The organism is Pseudomonas sp. LBUM1643 (assembly GCF_059716215.1).
Genome location: NZ_CP166813.1, coordinates 4,440,853 through 4,455,659, shown reverse-complemented (window position 1 = coordinate 4,455,659; position 14,807 = coordinate 4,440,853). Strand labels below are relative to the sequence as shown.

The following is a 14,807-nucleotide window of genomic DNA, read 5'->3' as shown; positions in this document are numbered from 1 at the left end:
GTTTTACGGCGTGGCCGGGGAAGGGGAGATCCGCCTTGGGGCCGTGGCAAGGCAGGCGGGTTGGGGTGGATTATTGGGATGGGGAATAATGTTCCCTATGTAGGAGCTGCCGAAGGCTGCGATCTTTTGATCTTGATTCTGAAATATCTGAAAAAAATAAGATCAAAAGATCGCAGCCTTCGGCAGCTCCTACACGGGAAACGCGTGTTTCAGGTTATTCCCTGCGAGAAATGTGTTGCCTGAACTATTCGAGGCGGGAAAGGCGCTCTTCCAGCGCGGCAATCCGCGCTTCCAGCTCTTCGATCCGCTCCAGCGAAACACCGCTCCCCGAGCCTCTTTCCGCAGGGTTCTGCCGAGCGGCGAGGATCACCTCGATGTCCGCCGGGTCACCCAGGGCGTGCATGTAACGGTCTTCACGCTGGCCCGCCTGACGCGGGATCAACAGTGCAAGACCGCGAGCAATCAGGCGCTCCAGTTGATGCACCACCTGTTCTGCATCTTCGAAGTCATGCATGCGGCCGCTGCGGGTCAGCAGTTCATTGACCGTTTGTGGACCGCGCAAAAATAACAATCCCGCCAGGATGACCTGCGCCGGCACTAACTCCAGTGCCTTGTCGACTTTATGCTCCCAGCGGTCAGCGCGGCTGCCCATCACCAGTTTGGTGAACCCGCGTCCTTCAAGGGCACGCAGGCTTTGTCCGACCTGACCCTGAGTGAGGTTCATCACCGGTTCGCGGCTGGTTTTCTGATTGCAGGCAATCACCAGTGCATTGAGGGTCAGCGGGTAGGTTTCCGGGCTGGTGGCCTGCTTTTCGATCAGCGAGCCAAGGATGCGGATTTCCGTGCTGTTGAGCCGTGGCTCGTCGAAGGTGGTTTCTTGCTCGGTGCTCATTTTTTCTATCCCTAATTGGCAGTCGGGTCTGGCAAACCTCAACTCATACCCATTTGAATCGAGCCGGAAATCTTGCGGTAAAGCAGGTTCCCGATTCCAGCGTCGAGGTGACGCTCAACGTTCCGTTGTGTGCGGTGGCAATTTGCGAGGCGATGTAAAGCCCCAACCCCAGGCCCTCGCCCCGTTGCCCGGCTTCCGAGCGGGTAAAGGGCTCGAACAGCAAGGGCATCAAGGCGGGTGGGATCGGTGAGCCCTGATTGGTGACGCTGATCACAATCTCGTCCTCCTCGGTAAAGGCCCGCACGCTGATGGGCGCTGCGGTTGAGCCGTGAGTGACGGCATTTCCGAGGAGGTTCGATAACAACTGGCTGATGCGCAGCGCATCGCAATGGACACCGCTTGGTACATCCAGCGAGTGAATCAACTGCGCCCTTGGGTGCGATGCCTGAACTTCGTCCAGGGTCTGCTTGAGCGTATGACTCAAGTCATCGACAAGCTGGCGCTTGACCGGGATCCCGCCACCCATGCGCCCTCGTGCGAAATCCAGGACGTTTTCGATCAGCACACCCATGCGTATCGAGCTGTTGCGGATGGCTGAAATAAGGCTCAGGGAGCGTTTGTCCTCGGTCTTGGTTTCCAGCAGATCAGCGCTCATGCGGACGGCGCTCAACGGCGTTCGCAGGTCATGCCCGAGCACCGCGACGAACTGCTCGCGCAACCGGCCATGTTCATTGGCCACGACCAAGGCCTCTTTCGTGATTTCAAGGTGGCTTTGACTGTCGAGACTCATCGCAATCAGTTGCGCGAAGAGGGTGAGAGTCTTGGCGATGGCAGGCTCGTCAAGGTTCGCCGGTACCGAGTCGATGGCACACAGGGTGCCGAAGAAGTCGCCATTGGCCTTGACGATGGGAATCGAGATATAACTCTCCAGGCCATAAGTCCTGGGCGTGTGATGCTGCGAGAAAATCGGATGATGGCTGGCATGACCGAAAATCACCGGCGTACGATGCTGGCGAATCTCGTGACAGATGGTCGACTCCAGGACCAGTTCTCCGCCGGGCTTGAGCCCGAAATCAATGGAGTCATCGACCGCGCAGGCGATCCACTTTTGCTCGGTCACTCGTGCCACGGCAGCGAAGCGCATCCCGGTGAGGTGCTTGACCATGCTCAGAATCACCGGCACCGCATCGATGCTGCGGATGGCTTCAACGTCTGGAGTGAAATCTGCGTGGGTCATTGGGCCTGGGACGGAAAGGAATTTGATCAGAGATTATCCCTAATTCCTCGCTGTGGCGAATGGACTGGCGTGTTCATCAGTAACTGATTGCAGCGCATCGACACCAACGTGCCATCCGTTTCCAAGGCTATAATCGCCTCCACGTTTTTCCTCCTGTCACCCATGAGACTGCCATGACCATTTCCCTGTATGACGCTTCCGTTCCTGTGTTCAAGCAAATGCTCAACGCCCTGAGCGATGTGCTGAACAAGGCTGAAGCCCACGCCACGGCCAAGAACATTGATCCAAATGCCTTCCTGCAGGCTCGTCTGTACCCGGACATGTTCCCGTTGGTACGCCAGGTGCAGATCGCCGTCGATTTCGCCAAAGGCGTTTCCTCGCGTCTGGCTGAAGTTGAAGTGCCGAAGTACGAAGACACCGAAACCACCTTCGCCGAGCTGCAAGCGCTGATCACCAAGGTTCTGGCCTACATCGGCGAGATCAAGCCAGAGCAGATCAATGGCAAGGAAGGCATCGAGATCGTTACCCGTCCTGGCACGCCAAAAGAGAAGCGCTTCAGTGGCCAGGCTTACCTGCTCAGCTACGGCCTGCCGCAGTTCTTCTTCCACGTCACCACCACCTACGCCTTGCTGCGTCACAACGGTGTGGAAGTGGGCAAGCGCGATTACATGGGCGCGTTCTAAACCGCCCAGCCACAAAAAAGCCCGCGAAGGTGTAAGCCTTGGCGGGCTTTTTCATGTGTTCATTTTTTATCTACACCGCAGAACCTGTGGGAGTGAGCCTGCTCGCGATGAGGGCGTGTCAGTCGACATCAAGGTTGAATGACCCACCGAATCGCTAGCAGGCTAGCTCCCACAGGGGATTTGTGTCAGGCGCTTCGTGCGGCTTTCTCTTCTTCACCCAGGCAAGCCGCCGCGGTGAACAGCACATCGGTCGACGAATTCAGCGCCGTCTCCGCCGAGTCCTGCAACACGCCGATGATGAAGCCGACCGCGACCACTTGCATGGCGATTTCGCTCGGGATGCCAAACAGGCTGCACGCCAGTGGGATCAGCAGCAACGAGCCGCCGGCCACACCCGAGGCGCCGCACGCGCAGATTGCTGCAACGACGCTCAGCAGGATGGCCGTCGGGATGTCCACGGCGATACCCAGTGTATGCACCGCTGCCAGCGTCAGCACGGTGATGGTGATTGCCGCGCCGGCCATGTTGATGGTCGCACCCAGCGGGATCGAGACCGAGTAGGTGTCTTCGTGCAGGCCCAGGCGTTTGCTCAATTCCAGGTTGACCGGAATGTTCGCCGCCGAACTGCGGGTGAAGAAGGCCGTGATGCCGCTCTCGCGCAGGCACGTCAACACTAGTGGATACGGGTTGCGACGCAGCTTCCAGAACACGATGAGCGGGTTCATCACCAGTGCCACGAAGAGCATGCAGCCCAGCAACACCGCCAGCAGGTGCGCGTAGCCGATCAGGGCGCCGAAACCGGAGGTGGCCAGGGTCGAGGCCACCAGGCCGAAGATGCCCAAGGGCGCAAAACGGATCACCAGGCGCACGATCAGGGTCACGCCGTTGGACAGGTCGCCCAGCACTTCGCGGGTGGTGTCGCCGGCATGGCGAATGGCAATGCCCATGCCGATGGCCCAGGCGAGGATGCCGATGAAGTTGGCGTTCATCAGGGCGCTGACCGGGTTGTCGACCACGCTCAGCAGCAGGCTTTGCAGCACTTCGCCAATGCCGCCCGGCGCGGTCACCGCAACGTCCTGGGTAGACAGCACCAGGTTCGACGGAAACATCATGCTGGCGACGACCGCGACCACTGCGGCGGCGAACGTGCCCAGCAGGTACAGAAACAGAATCGGCCGAATATGGGTTTCCTGGCCGTGCTTGTGGTTGGCAATCGATGCCATCACCAGCACAAACACCAGAATCGGTGCGACCGCTTTTAGCGCGGAGACGAACACTTTGCCGATGAACGCCGTGGACTTCGCCACGTCAGGTGCAAACAGGGCCAGCGCGATACCGGCAAGCAGGCCGATCACGATTTGCGTAACCAGGCTCAAGCGTGTCAGGCGTTGCAATAGAGAAGGGGATGAAGCAGTCATAAAACGGCATCTCTGATTTTTTATAAGTGCGAGGCTTCGCCATTCCTGTGGCAACAAGCAGGCAGGCCACAGGCAGGAAACCGAAAAGTGTCGCGACATCGACGCTAATGACGGTCGATGAACACAGGGCATACGTTTTTCAGGGCGCGGACTTTATCACAGCGTAGGCCGGATCCTTCAGACCTGTGACGAACTGCCGCCGGGGCATTCAACGCAATAGGCAGGTTTGTGCAACCGCGTCTGGAAACACTCTGTTAAGATTGCGCATCCTCATTTTCATGTTCTGCCAGTGGGCCCTCGGGCTATCGCTGGTGTCGTCGTTTTCTGGAGTTCTGCATGCTGTTGCCCATCCTTCTGTTGTCGGCCGCCGGTTTCACGGTGCTGACCACGGAATTCGTCATCGTCGGCCTGTTGCCGGCCATCGCCCGTGATCTGGAAGTCAGCATCCCGCAAGCGGGGCTGCTGGTGACGCTGTTCGCCTTCACCGTCGCCGCATTCGGGCCGTTCCTCACGGCGTACTTCGCCCGGTTCGAGCGCCGCAAGCTGTTTATCTCGGTGCTGATCATGTTCGGTCTCGCCAACACACTGGCCGCCTTCGCGCCGAACATTTGGGTGATGGCCATTGCGCGGCTGATTCCGGCGCTCGGGCTGCCGGTGTTCTGGGCGTTGGCCAGTGAGACGGCGGTGGACATTGTCGGGCCCGATTACGCCGGACGGGCGATTGCCAAGATCGGTTTCGGCATTGTCTGCGCCACCGTGTTTGGCATTCCGGTCGGTACGTTGATTTCCGATGCGTTTGGCTGGCGCAGTGCCTTCGGCATTTTGGCGGTGATTGCGTTTGCCAAGGCGCTGCTGCTGTTTATCTACCTGCCGCAAACCGATTTGCACCAGCACCAGGTGAGTTTCCGTTCGCAGTTCAAGATCCTGCGCAGCCCGTTGATGATCGGCCACGTGGTGCTGTCGGTCCTGGTGTTCAGCGGCATGTTCACGGCTTATACCTATCTGGCGGACATCCTCGAACGACTGGCCGGTTTCAACGGCACCGTGGTTGGCTGGTGCCTGATGGGCTTTGGCGCCGTAGGGCTGATTGGCAACTCGCTGGGTGGCCGAGCGGTGGACCGTCACCCACTGATCGCTTCGATGATGTTCTGCGCGTTCATGATCGCCGGCATGGTGGCGTTGGTGCCGAACATTCATTCGCCGGTTGGACTGGCAGCGGCGATGGGCATCTGGGGCGTGACGCAGGCCGCGTTGTTCCTGGTCAGCCATGTACGGCTGATGAAAGCCGCCCCGGAGGCGCCAGCCTTTGCCGCCTCGCTGAACATTGCCGGCGCCAACCTTGGCATCGGCCTGGGGGCTATGGTCGGCGGGCGGGTGATCGACAGCGTCGGTTTGCAAGGCCTCGGTTTTGCGGCGGCGGCGTTTATCCTGGCGTCGATTTTGTTGTCGATCGCCTTGATGACCTTCAAGCCGCGTGAACTCTGCGCCTGAGTGTTTATACCGCGGTAAACAGCTCGCGTCGGGCACCTTCGGTAATCGCAACGATGCCGGGGTGCTTGACCTTGCGCTCCACTGAAATGGCGTAGAACGACTCGGTCACGGCGTCGGTCTGGCCAATCAGTTCCACGCCATATTGGCGTTTCACTTCATCGGCAATCACGCTTGGCCCGATGAAAATCCCGCTGCCGGACTGGCCAAACGCTTGCATCAGGGCGCTGTCATCGAACTCGCCAACGATGCGCGGCTGGATCTGCTGCTCGGCGAACCAGCGTTGCAAGCGACTGCGCACGACGGTTTCCGGCCCGGGAATCAGCAACGGCGCACCGTTGAGGCTGCGAGGAAAATCCTGGCCATATTGCGCGGCCAGGGTGGCGGTGGCGAAAAAGCTGATACCGCATTCGCCGAGTTTCTGGCTGTAGCCTTTGATGTCGAGGTGAGAGGGCATCGGGCTGTCGGAGATCACCAGGTCCAGGCGCTGGATCGCCAGGTCGGCCAGCAGGCGTTCGAGCTTGTCTTCGCGGCAGGTGATGCGCAGCGGCTCGCTCAATTCCATGGTGGGCGCGATCAGGCGATAGACGATGGATTTGGGCACCACGTCCGCGACACCCACCCGAAACAGAATCTGCTGCTCATTGGGTTGCGCCCGCAGCATCAACTCCAGTTCGCCCCCCAGCTGAAACATTTGCTCGGCGTAGGTTAGGGTCTGCCGCCCGGCTTCGGTGAGTTCCAGTTGTCGACCTACCCGCCGAAACAATTCAATGCCATAGGTTTGTTCAAGCAAGGAGATCTGCCCGCTGATGGTTTGCGGCGTCAGATTCAATTGCTCGCAGGCACGCACGATGCTGCCGGTTTTGGCGACGACCCAGAAGTAGTGCAATTGACGGTAGTTGAGCATGTCGTTCTACAGTTCGTAAAAACCGAAGTATAACCGCTAAAAATACGAATTTTACTGAAGTGTTTGTCTCCCTAGAATGCGTCGCTATCAACGGGCCACTGTATTGGCTCTGTTTGTTCTATCGAGGAAAGCGACATGAAGCTTAAAACCACAGCAGTGTTGATTGCGTCTTTACTGCTATTGGCGGGCTGCGATCAGGCTGAGAAAAGCGCTCAGCAACTGATGGGCAAGGCGGCCGAAACGGCCAAGCAGGCTATCGACGATACTCACAAAGCCGCCGAACAAGCGATCAGCGACGCCACGGGCGGGTTGATCAGCCAGAAAGAATCATCGGACGAAGATAACGAGAAAAAAGAATCTTCGTCCCAGGAAATCTAAACCGCCTTAAACGAGTCAGGACTGACCCATGGAATACCTTTTAGAACTTGCTGCAAGCCCCACCGCCTGGGTCGCCTTGGCCACGTTGGTGGTAATGGAGATCGTGCTCGGCATCGATAACCTGATCTTTATTTCGATCCTGACCAACAAGCTGCCAATGGAACACCGGCAGAAAGCGCGGCGCATTGGTATCGGCATGGCGTTGATTCTGCGTCTGGCGTTGCTGAGTACCATCGCGTTCATCGTTCAGTTGACGGCGCCGGTGATCGAGATTCTCGGTCACGCGTTCTCCTGGAAGGACATGATTCTGATCGCCGGTGGTCTGTTCCTGTTGTGGAAGGCGACCACCGAGATCCATCACAGCATGGACCCGGCACCGGAAGATCCGAAGTCCGCCACCTCGACCGTGACCCTGGGCTTTGCCGCCGCGATCGGTCAGATCCTGATGCTGGACATGGTGTTTTCCATCGACAGCATCATTACCGCCGTCGGCATGACCGAGCATTTGCCGATCATGATCATCGCGGTGGTGGTGTCGGTGTTGGTGATGTTGCTGGCGGCTGATCCATTGGCCAAGTTCATCAACGACAACCCGACGGTGGTGATGTTGGCGCTGGGCTTCCTGATCATGATCGGCATGACACTGATCGCCGAAGGTTTTGGCGCCCATGTACCGAAAGGTTACGTGTATGCAGCGATGGCGTTCTCGGCAACGATCGAATGCTTGAACATGATGTCGCGCAAGGCCAGGCAGAAGCGTATCGCCGCTGAAGCTTAAACCCCGTTAAATAAAACGGCCGCCTGTACTCGAAAGAATGCAGGCGGCCGTTTTTGTTTGGGCGGTTCAAACGCGACGGTCAGTGAGCGGTCGCGACCTTGGCAGTCTTTGGCGCCGGTGCGGATTGAACAGGCGGATGATGGTGCCGGCGAGCGATACGCAGCACACCCCACAACATGGCGGCGGCGACGGCCAGCCAGCCCGAAATCAGCATTACTATGGTCATTGCCAGGCTCATCAGTGCCTCCTCTTCGCCCTGCATCGGGCACACACTCTTTCCAAGTGACAGTCTAGTCGCTGCCATGTTTCAGGCTATTGATCAAAGGTCGCCTGTCACCAACCAGTTCGCTCTATCGAATGTGCACGTCTGACCTATAAGGCTATACCGCGGGGGGCGCCGCGTCCTATGATCGACGGCCAAGCCGGGAGCGCGATGGCCCGGCGTCTGAACAGAGAGTGATGATGGTGCGGGTATTTTCTCGAATTGTTTCTACGGTGCTGCTGGCGGGTGTTGTTGCGGGCCTGGCGGGTTGTGCGGGGAGCGTTGCGCCCGAGATCAAGCGTCTGCCGGAGAGGGTCGAACTCAGCGGTACGTTCTATCGTGGGCAGGACAATCAAAGTGGCCCTCAGGTGCTGGCCAGCCTGCTGTCCCAACAGGGTGTGGTCATCACACCGGGCTTGCTCGACAAGCCGCTGCACTTGCCGGGAGACGAAGCCCGGTTGCAGCAGAACATGCTGAACCTTGCCCGTGAGTACGGCATGGTTGTCTACCCGCTGGACAGCAATCTGCCCGCGTTGCTAACGCAGGTGGCCGCCGGGTACCCGGTCATGGTGCGTTTCACCGAAGGCTCGGCTTTCTGGGCTGAACCGCGTTACGCCATCCTCGCCGGCTACAACACTCAGAAGCAGACCGTGCTGCTGCGTGCGGGGATGAATCGCCGGGCACTGATGAGCTTCAGTTCATTCGAGTCGTCGTTCAAGGATGCGGGTGGCTGGGCGGTATTGATTCAGAAGCCAAACCAGATTCCAGCCAATGTCGATCAATCTCGCTGGTTGAAAGCCGCTGACGAGCTGGCTCAGGCGGGTCAGGAACAAGCCGCTGCCCGTGCTACCAAGGCGCTTGGCGCACAATAAGTCCGTTCGTCATCTGCCGGGCACCGACGCGCGTCGTTGACCTCTTAACGGATAAGGCCCGGATGTTCCGGGCCAGACCAAGGAGGCGCCCATGGCACAGTCCAATACTCCCGCAGGCCCGCATTCGTCGGAACACTCATCCGGCGATGATCTGGGGTTCGACCCTGACTCGCCTGATGTCTCTGATCCTCAGGTGGATCCCATCGGGCCCGCGAAAGCGCCCCGGGACGTTAAGCCGGGTGACGATGACAAGGCTCCGGCGAAGCCCTACGACCCGCTTGCTGATCTCAAACCCTGATGTCTCGTGAGGTGCCTATGTCTACCGATTCGAGTTTCAACGACAAACGCCCGGACAGTGTTCCAACCACGCCCGAGGATGAGATCGACCCGGTCATGGACCCGGACAGCCCCATGAGGGATCCGATGGCAAGGCCGCTGGTGGTGCCGACCGAACACACGAAAGATTCCAGTGCTGGAGACGGCATTCCCGATGACGATCAGATGCCGTTGCCCAACGATTGACTCAGCAGGATGAAAAAAGCCCCGACGATCGGGGCTTTCTTTTGGTTGGAGGCGGCTTACTTCGACGCTTCTACCACGCCGCTCTGGCGGTTCTTGAGGTTCTTCTCTGATTTGTACTGCAGCGCCACCGACGGTACGTTCGCGCCTTTGCCGGTTTCAACCCAGCTGCGAATACGACTGGCATCGGCAAAGTGTGTGTACTTGCCGAAAGCATCAAGGATCACTAACGCCACCTGGCGATTTCCCATGGTCGTTACGAGCACCAGGCAGTGGCCGGCCTGATTGGTGAAGCCCGTCTTGGTCAAGCGAATGTCCCAGTTCGGTTTGTTGACCAGGTGATCGGTGTTGCGGAAACCCAGGCTGTAGTTGGGCTTGCGAAACGAAACGGTTTTTTCCTTGGTGGTGCTCAGCTCGGTGAGCAGCGGGTACTTGTGCGCGGCGACCAGCAATTTGCTCAGGTCGCGGGCAGTGGAGACGTTGCGCGGGGACAGACCGGTAGGTTCGACGAAGTGGGTGCTGGTCATGCCCAGTGCCCTTGCCTTGGCGTTCATGGCGGCGATAAACGCGACGTAGCCGCCCGGATAATGATGGGCAAGGCTGGCGGCGGCGCGGTTTTCCGAAGACATCAAGGCAATCAGCAGCATTTCCCGGCGAGGCATTTCGCTATTGAGCTTGACCCGGGAGAAGACGCCTTTCATTTCAGGCGTGTCGCTGATGTTGATGTTGATGTACTCATCCATGTTCTGCCGGGCTTCAACAATGACCAGGCCGGTCATCAATTTGCTGACGGAGGCGATCGGTACCACCACGTCCGGGTTGCTGGCGTAGATGACTTTGTTCGTCTGCATGTCCATCAGCAGTGCGCTGCCCGAGGCGATCTTCAGCTGCGACGTGTCCCGAGGCGCCGCGGTGGTTTCTGCTGCGTTGACCGCTGGCGTGATGAGAGTCCCTGTAACTGCAAACACTAGGCTCAGGATGGAAAGACGGATTTTCACGCTGGCAAACTCATAAGAGGTGGATAAGCCGTTTTGTAACGGGCTGTTTCTTAAAACCGACGCATTTTAGGAGTATGGCTGAAGAACTGTCGATGGTTGATGAAATAACGGGTGAAAGTCCTTGAAAAGCCGCACAAAACAGCAGGTTTCCGGCGAGCGGTAGGCATTTTTCTTCAGGCAAAAAGAACCCCGCCATTGGCGGGGTTCTTTTTTCACGTTCATGTCGCTACGTGAACTCAGCTGTGCAGCGTTTCCGCCGCATACAGCGTGTTTTCCAACAGGCAGGCTCGGGTCATCGGGCCAACGCCGCCAGGAACCGGAGTGATCCAGCCAGCGCGGGGCAGGGCGGTTTCGTAGATGACGTCACCGACCAGCTTGCCGTCGTCCTGGCGGTTGATGCCGACGTCGATCACGATCGCGCCTTCCTTGATCCATTCACCCTTGACCAGGCCCGGCTTGCCGGCGGCCACCACCACCAGATCGGCACGGCCGACGTGGCCGGCGAGATCCCTGGTGAAGCGGTGGGTGACGGTGACGGTGCAACCCGCCAGCAACAGTTCCATCGCCATCGGGCGACCAACGATATTGGAAGCTCCGACAACCACTGCATCCATGCCGTAAAGGTCGACACCGGTGCTTTCCAGCAAGGTCATGATGCCTTTGGGTGTGCACGGACGCAGCAGCGGAATACGCTGGGCCAGACGGCCGACGTTGTACGGGTGGAAGCCGTCAACGTCTTTGTCCGGGCGAATGCGCTCGAGCAATTTCGAGGCGTCCAGGTGTTCCGGCAGGGGAAGCTGAAGCAGAACACCATCGATTGCCGGGTCTTCGTTCAGTCGATCGATCAGATCGGTGAGTGCTTCCTGAGTGGTTTCGGAAGGCAGGTCGTAGGCTTGGGAAAGGAAGCCGACCTCTTCACAGTCTTTACGCTTGTGCGAGACATAAACCTGAGAGGCAGGATCGCTGCCGACCAGGATCACCGCGAGACCGGGCGTGCGCAGGCCTTGCTGGCGACGCTCGGTAACGCGTTTGGCGATCTGCTGGCGCAGGCTGGCGGCGATCGATTTGCCGTCGATTAGTTGTGCAGTCATTGCGCGTGATTAACCATCGAGAGGGGAAAAAAAGAGAACGCATTCTCGCATGTCATGAGGTGAGGGCAAAGGCGCTTGGTCTGCAAATTCCCCTAACCCCTTTAATTAAATGAATTTTTTTTAAAAAGGATTTGACGACCCCTAGGGGGGTCTATACTATTCGTCGCACTTGTCGGGCACAGCCTAGCACTGGTTAAGAAGGTCAAGCAGAGTTACGGTTCTGCAAGGCTGGAAAGCACTTAGTTTGTAGTCGTCCAAGAGTACAGATTAACAAGGCGCCCGTAGCTCAGCTGGATAGAGCATCCGCCTTCTAAGCGGATGGTCGCAGGTTCGAGTCCTGCCGGGTGCGCCATTTAGGCAGCTTTGGCACAAGTAGCGCGATATGGTGGGCGTAGCTCAGTTGGTAGAGCACGGGATTGTGACTCCCGTTGTCGAGGGTTCGATCCCCTTCGTCCACCCCATATTTCGAAAGGCGCCAGATTAACAGTCTGGCGCCTTTGCTTTAACAGCTTCAATCCGCGGATGTGGTGGAATTGGTAGACACACTGGATTTAGGTTCCAGCGCCGCGAGGCGTAAGAGTTCGAGTCTCTTCATCCGCACCAATTAAAACTTCTCTCATGCCGATTGGCCTGGTAGGAGTTCAACGAAGAAGTTGTTTTGCTTCTTTGTTATGCAAGATGGTGGGCGTAGCTCAGTTGGTAGAGCACGGGATTGTGACTCCCGTTGTCGAGGGTTCGATCCCCTTCGTCCACCCCATATTTCGAAAGGCGCCAGATTTAATAGTCTGGCGCCTTTTTTGTTTCTGAGTATTCACCGGCCGCAGGTTCTGGGTCGTATGAGCAGGGCGTTTCGTCGTATTTATGTTTCTCGATGATGCCGCACTGCCCGCCGGCCATGCTCGCACGGTCGGCTGCCAGGGCAATGACTGGCAACCGCTTCTATATATAGAAGGGTTGGCGCAGAGCCTTGGCGTGATTGGCTTTATTTGCTACCAGGGCGAGATGCATTCGTGCATTCGCACCTATAAATTGCCTGCTGCGTTTTTACCCGTTTTCAGTAGGGTGACTTCTTGAGTTTGACCTACTAGAATGCATGCCCTTGATTCTGGGGTCGGAAACGGCCGGCCAACGTCTGTGCAACGAGGAATATCCATGCAAGTTTCTGTTGAAAATACTTCTGCTCTTGAGCGCCGCATGAGCATCACCGTGCCGGCTGAGCGCATCGAGACTCAGGTCAACAAGCGTCTGCAGCAGACTGCCCAAAAGGCCAAGATTGCTGGCTTCCGTCCAGGCAAAGTGCCGATGAGCGAAATCAAGCGCCGTTTTGGTGCTGATGCGCGTCAGGAAGCTGTTGGCGACGTCATCCAGTCCTCTTTCTACGAAGCCGTTGTTGAGCAGAAGCTGAACCCGGCTGGCGCTCCTTCGATCGAGCCGAAATCGCTTGAAGCGGGCAAAGATCTGGAATACGTAGCCATTTTCGAAGTGTTCCCTGAGTTCACCGTAGCGGGTTTCGACGGTATCGCTGTTGAGCGCCTGAGCGCTGAAGTGACCGACGCCGATCTGGACAAGATGCTGGACGTGCTGCGCAAGCAGAACACCCGTTTTGAAGTGGCCGATCGCGCTGCCCAGAACGAAGACCAGCTGAACATCGATTTCGTTGGCAAGGTTGACGGTGAAGTGTTCGCTGGTGGTTCCGCCAAGGGTACTCAGCTGGTTCTGGGTTCCGGTCGCATGATCCCTGGTTTCGAAGACGGTCTGGTTGGCGCTAAAGCCGGCGAAGAGCGCGTTCTGAACCTGACCTTCCCAGAGGACTACCAGAACCTCGACCTGGCTGGCAAAACCGCTGAGTTCACCGTTACCGTGAACACTGTTTCCGAGCCAAAACTGCCAGAACTGAACGAAGAATTCTTCGCTCAATTCGGCATCAAGGAAACCGGTCTGGAAGGCTTCCGCACCGAAGTTCGCAAGAACATGGAGCGCGAACTGCGTCAGGCGATCAAATCCAAGGTCAAGAATCAGGTAATGGATGGTCTGCTGGCCACCAACCCGATCGAAGTGCCTAAGGCTCTGCTGTCCAACGAAGTTGACCGTCTGCGCGTGCAGGCTGTTCAGCAATTCGGCGGCAACATCAAGCCTGACCAACTGCCGGCCGAGCTGTTCGAAGAGCAAGCCAAGCGCCGCGTTGTACTGGGTCTGATCGTGGCTGAAGTGGTCAAGCAATTCGACCTCAAGCCTGACGAAACCCGCGTTCGCGAAATGATTCAGGAAATGGCTTCGGCCTACCAGGAGCCTGAGCAAGTTGTGTCTTGGTACTACAAGAACGACCAGCAGCTGAACGAAGTTCGTTCGGTTGTGCTTGAAGAACAAGTTGTGGATACTGTTCTGCAGAAGGCTAACGTGACCGACAAATCGGTCTCTTACGAAGAATCAGTCAAGCCGGTAGAAGCTCCACAAGCCGACTGATCGTTTCTGCGCTAAGAAGTACACACCATAAGCCAGCCTTCGTGCTGGCTTATGCGTATTCAAGACATAACTATTTGGGAGTGACTGCAGAGCATGTTCCGTAATTCGTATATTCAGCAGAACTCTGATATCCAGGCCGCAGGCGGCCTGGTCCCGATGGTTGTCGAGCAGTCCGCTCGTGGCGAGCGCGCCTACGACATTTACTCGCGTCTTCTCAAAGAGCGAGTGATCTTTCTGGTGGGTCCGGTAGAGGACTACATGGCCAACCTGATCTGTGCGCAACTGCTGTTCCTTGAAGCGGAAAACCCGGACAAGGACATCCATCTCTATATCAACTCCCCGGGCGGTTCGGTGACAGCGGGCATGTCGATCTACGACACCATGCAGTTCATCAAACCCAACGTGTCGACCACCTGTATCGGTCAAGCGTGCAGCATGGGCGCTTTCCTACTGACGGCCGGTGCTCCTGGCAAGCGCTACTGCCTGCCGAACTCGCGTGTGATGATTCACCAGCCACTGGGCGGTTTCCAGGGCCAGGCGTCGGATATCGAAATCCATGCCAAGGAAATCCTCTTCATTCGTGAGCGGCTCAACACGCTGATGGCCAAGCATAGCGGGCACACTCTTGAAGAAATCGAGCGCGATACCAACCGCGATAACTTCATGAGTGCAGAGGCCGCGCGTGATTACGGGTTGATCGACGAAGTGATCGCCCAGCGCCCAGCTTAAAAATAAGCAGCTCAATTTAGGCTTGGTCGGCTGGTCTGATCATCGGCGGGCTTGAAAAAGCCCGCAATAGCCTTCATCTTGTGTTGCAAGCC

Annotated in this window: 15 protein-coding genes, 4 tRNA genes and 1 pseudogene; 13 read left to right on the top strand and 7 right to left on the bottom strand. The window is 57.6% G+C overall.

The features are described 5' to 3' along the window. Positions 1 to 244 precede the first annotated feature (244 nt). Together ACA063_RS20105 and ACA063_RS20100 are read right to left on the bottom strand one after the other, a co-directional pair. On the bottom strand, positions 245 to 892 hold the full coding sequence (locus ACA063_RS20105) for a YceH family protein (RefSeq protein WP_194692434.1): 648 nt from the start codon (positions 890 to 892) through the stop codon (positions 245 to 247). A gap of 43 nt (positions 893 to 935) precedes the next feature. Beyond that, positions 936 to 2,129: a GAF domain-containing sensor histidine kinase gene (locus tag ACA063_RS20100; protein ID WP_497663080.1), complete on the bottom strand. Its 1,194-nt coding sequence runs from the start codon at positions 2,127 to 2,129 to the stop codon at positions 936 to 938. 173 nt (positions 2,130 to 2,302) lie between these two features. Between ACA063_RS20100 and ACA063_RS20095 the strand changes: the two genes are divergently transcribed. After that, positions 2,303 to 2,812, top strand: a complete 510-nt coding sequence (locus tag ACA063_RS20095; RefSeq protein WP_162440159.1) for a DUF1993 domain-containing protein — start codon at positions 2,303 to 2,305, stop codon at positions 2,810 to 2,812. Between the two features lie 185 nt (positions 2,813 to 2,997). Here the strand turns inward: ACA063_RS20095 and sstT are convergent, their stop codons facing one another. Next, entirely contained in the window at positions 2,998 to 4,230 is a 1,233-nt protein-coding gene (gene sstT / locus ACA063_RS20090; protein ID WP_497663079.1) for a serine/threonine transporter SstT, read from the bottom strand. Positions 4,231 to 4,566: 336 nt separating this feature from the next. On the opposite strand from sstT, the gene ACA063_RS20085 reads away from it, so the two are divergent. Then, positions 4,567 to 5,721: an MFS transporter gene (locus tag ACA063_RS20085; RefSeq protein WP_497663078.1), complete on the top strand. Its 1,155-nt coding sequence runs from the start codon at positions 4,567 to 4,569 to the stop codon at positions 5,719 to 5,721. 4 nt (positions 5,722 to 5,725) lie between these two features. On the opposite strand, the gene nhaR is transcribed toward ACA063_RS20085, so the two are convergent. Further along, entirely contained in the window at positions 5,726 to 6,625 is a 900-nt protein-coding gene (gene nhaR / locus ACA063_RS20080; RefSeq protein WP_162440162.1) for a transcriptional activator NhaR, read from the bottom strand. A gap of 135 nt (positions 6,626 to 6,760) precedes the next feature. Here nhaR and ACA063_RS20075 point away from each other — a divergent pair, with 135 nt between their 5' ends. After that, entirely contained in the window at positions 6,761 to 7,003 is a 243-nt protein-coding gene (locus tag ACA063_RS20075) for a hypothetical protein (RefSeq protein WP_194692431.1), read from the top strand. Between the two features lie 28 nt (positions 7,004 to 7,031). After that, positions 7,032 to 7,781: a TerC family protein gene (locus ACA063_RS20070; protein WP_162440164.1), complete on the top strand. Its 750-nt coding sequence runs from the start codon at positions 7,032 to 7,034 to the stop codon at positions 7,779 to 7,781. A 79-nt stretch (positions 7,782 to 7,860) separates the two neighbouring features. Here the strand turns inward: ACA063_RS20070 and ACA063_RS20065 are convergent, their stop codons facing one another. Further along, complete coding sequence (locus ACA063_RS20065) at positions 7,861 to 8,043, bottom strand: hypothetical protein (RefSeq protein WP_497663077.1); 183 nt, start codon at positions 8,041 to 8,043, stop codon at positions 7,861 to 7,863. A gap of 144 nt (positions 8,044 to 8,187) precedes the next feature. On the opposite strand from ACA063_RS20065, the pseudogene ACA063_RS20060 reads away from it, so the two are divergent. From ACA063_RS20060 to ACA063_RS20050, 3 genes and pseudogenes are all read left to right on the top strand, one after another. After that, positions 8,188 to 8,915 (top strand): annotated as a pseudogene (locus ACA063_RS20060) (cysteine peptidase family C39 domain-containing protein). 91 nt (positions 8,916 to 9,006) lie between these two features. After that, the gene (locus ACA063_RS20055) at positions 9,007 to 9,213 is read left to right on the top strand and encodes a DUF6021 family protein (RefSeq protein WP_497663076.1); all 207 of its coding nucleotides are present in this window, start codon (positions 9,007 to 9,009) and stop codon (positions 9,211 to 9,213) included. A gap of 17 nt (positions 9,214 to 9,230) precedes the next feature. Continuing rightward, positions 9,231 to 9,437, top strand: a complete 207-nt coding sequence (locus tag ACA063_RS20050) for a hypothetical protein (RefSeq protein WP_497663075.1) — start codon at positions 9,231 to 9,233, stop codon at positions 9,435 to 9,437. A 56-nt stretch (positions 9,438 to 9,493) separates the two neighbouring features. Here ACA063_RS20050 and pbpG read toward each other — a convergent pair whose 3' ends face one another. Both pbpG and folD read right to left on the bottom strand, forming a co-directional pair. Further along, entirely contained in the window at positions 9,494 to 10,432 is a 939-nt protein-coding gene (gene pbpG / locus ACA063_RS20045) for a D-alanyl-D-alanine endopeptidase (protein ID WP_497663074.1), read from the bottom strand. A 236-nt stretch (positions 10,433 to 10,668) separates the two neighbouring features. Then, complete coding sequence (gene folD / locus ACA063_RS20040) at positions 10,669 to 11,523, bottom strand: bifunctional methylenetetrahydrofolate dehydrogenase/methenyltetrahydrofolate cyclohydrolase FolD (RefSeq protein WP_497663073.1); 855 nt, start codon at positions 11,521 to 11,523, stop codon at positions 10,669 to 10,671. Positions 11,524 to 11,798: 275 nt separating this feature from the next. Here folD and ACA063_RS20035 point away from each other — a divergent pair. The 6 genes from ACA063_RS20035 (at position 11,799) to clpP (ending at position 14,715) form a co-directional block, all read left to right on the top strand. After that, positions 11,799 to 11,875: transfer RNA gene (locus ACA063_RS20035), tRNA-Arg, on the top strand. A gap of 33 nt (positions 11,876 to 11,908) precedes the next feature. Then, positions 11,909 to 11,984: transfer RNA gene (locus ACA063_RS20030), tRNA-His, on the top strand. A 57-nt stretch (positions 11,985 to 12,041) separates the two neighbouring features. Then, positions 12,042 to 12,126, top strand: a tRNA-Leu gene (locus ACA063_RS20025). Between the two features lie 78 nt (positions 12,127 to 12,204). Then, positions 12,205 to 12,280 (top strand) — tRNA-His (locus tag ACA063_RS20020). A 395-nt stretch (positions 12,281 to 12,675) separates the two neighbouring features. Further along, positions 12,676 to 13,986, top strand: a complete 1,311-nt coding sequence (tig, locus tag ACA063_RS20015) for a trigger factor (RefSeq protein WP_497663072.1) — start codon at positions 12,676 to 12,678, stop codon at positions 13,984 to 13,986. A gap of 93 nt (positions 13,987 to 14,079) precedes the next feature. Then, the gene (gene clpP, locus ACA063_RS20010) at positions 14,080 to 14,715 is read left to right on the top strand and encodes an ATP-dependent Clp endopeptidase proteolytic subunit ClpP (RefSeq protein ID WP_162440173.1); all 636 of its coding nucleotides are present in this window, start codon (positions 14,080 to 14,082) and stop codon (positions 14,713 to 14,715) included. Positions 14,716 to 14,807 lie beyond the last annotated feature (92 nt).

Coding starts and splice junctions, on each gene's coding strand:
- ACA063_RS20105 (WP_194692434.1), bottom strand. CDS start 892: ATGAGCACCGAGCAAGAAACCACCTTCGACGAGCCACGGCTCAACAGC.
- ACA063_RS20100 (WP_497663080.1), bottom strand. CDS start 2,129: ATGACCCACGCAGATTTCACTCCAGACGTTGAAGCCATCCGCAGCATC.
- ACA063_RS20095 (WP_162440159.1), top strand. CDS start 2,303: ATGACCATTTCCCTGTATGACGCTTCCGTTCCTGTGTTCAAGCAAATG.
- sstT (WP_497663079.1), bottom strand. CDS start 4,230: ATGACTGCTTCATCCCCTTCTCTATTGCAACGCCTGACACGCTTGAGC.
- ACA063_RS20085 (WP_497663078.1), top strand. CDS start 4,567: ATGCTGTTGCCCATCCTTCTGTTGTCGGCCGCCGGTTTCACGGTGCTG.
- nhaR (WP_162440162.1), bottom strand. CDS start 6,625: ATGCTCAACTACCGTCAATTGCACTACTTCTGGGTCGTCGCCAAAACC.
- ACA063_RS20075 (WP_194692431.1), top strand. CDS start 6,761: ATGAAGCTTAAAACCACAGCAGTGTTGATTGCGTCTTTACTGCTATTG.
- ACA063_RS20070 (WP_162440164.1), top strand. CDS start 7,032: ATGGAATACCTTTTAGAACTTGCTGCAAGCCCCACCGCCTGGGTCGCC.
- ACA063_RS20065 (WP_497663077.1), bottom strand. CDS start 8,043: ATGCAGGGCGAAGAGGAGGCACTGATGAGCCTGGCAATGACCATAGTA.
- ACA063_RS20055 (WP_497663076.1), top strand. CDS start 9,007: ATGGCACAGTCCAATACTCCCGCAGGCCCGCATTCGTCGGAACACTCA.
- ACA063_RS20050 (WP_497663075.1), top strand. CDS start 9,231: ATGTCTACCGATTCGAGTTTCAACGACAAACGCCCGGACAGTGTTCCA.
- folD (WP_497663073.1), bottom strand. CDS start 11,523: ATGACTGCACAACTAATCGACGGCAAATCGATCGCCGCCAGCCTGCGC.
- tig (WP_497663072.1), top strand. CDS start 12,676: ATGCAAGTTTCTGTTGAAAATACTTCTGCTCTTGAGCGCCGCATGAGC.
- clpP (WP_162440173.1), top strand. CDS start 14,080: ATGTTCCGTAATTCGTATATTCAGCAGAACTCTGATATCCAGGCCGCA.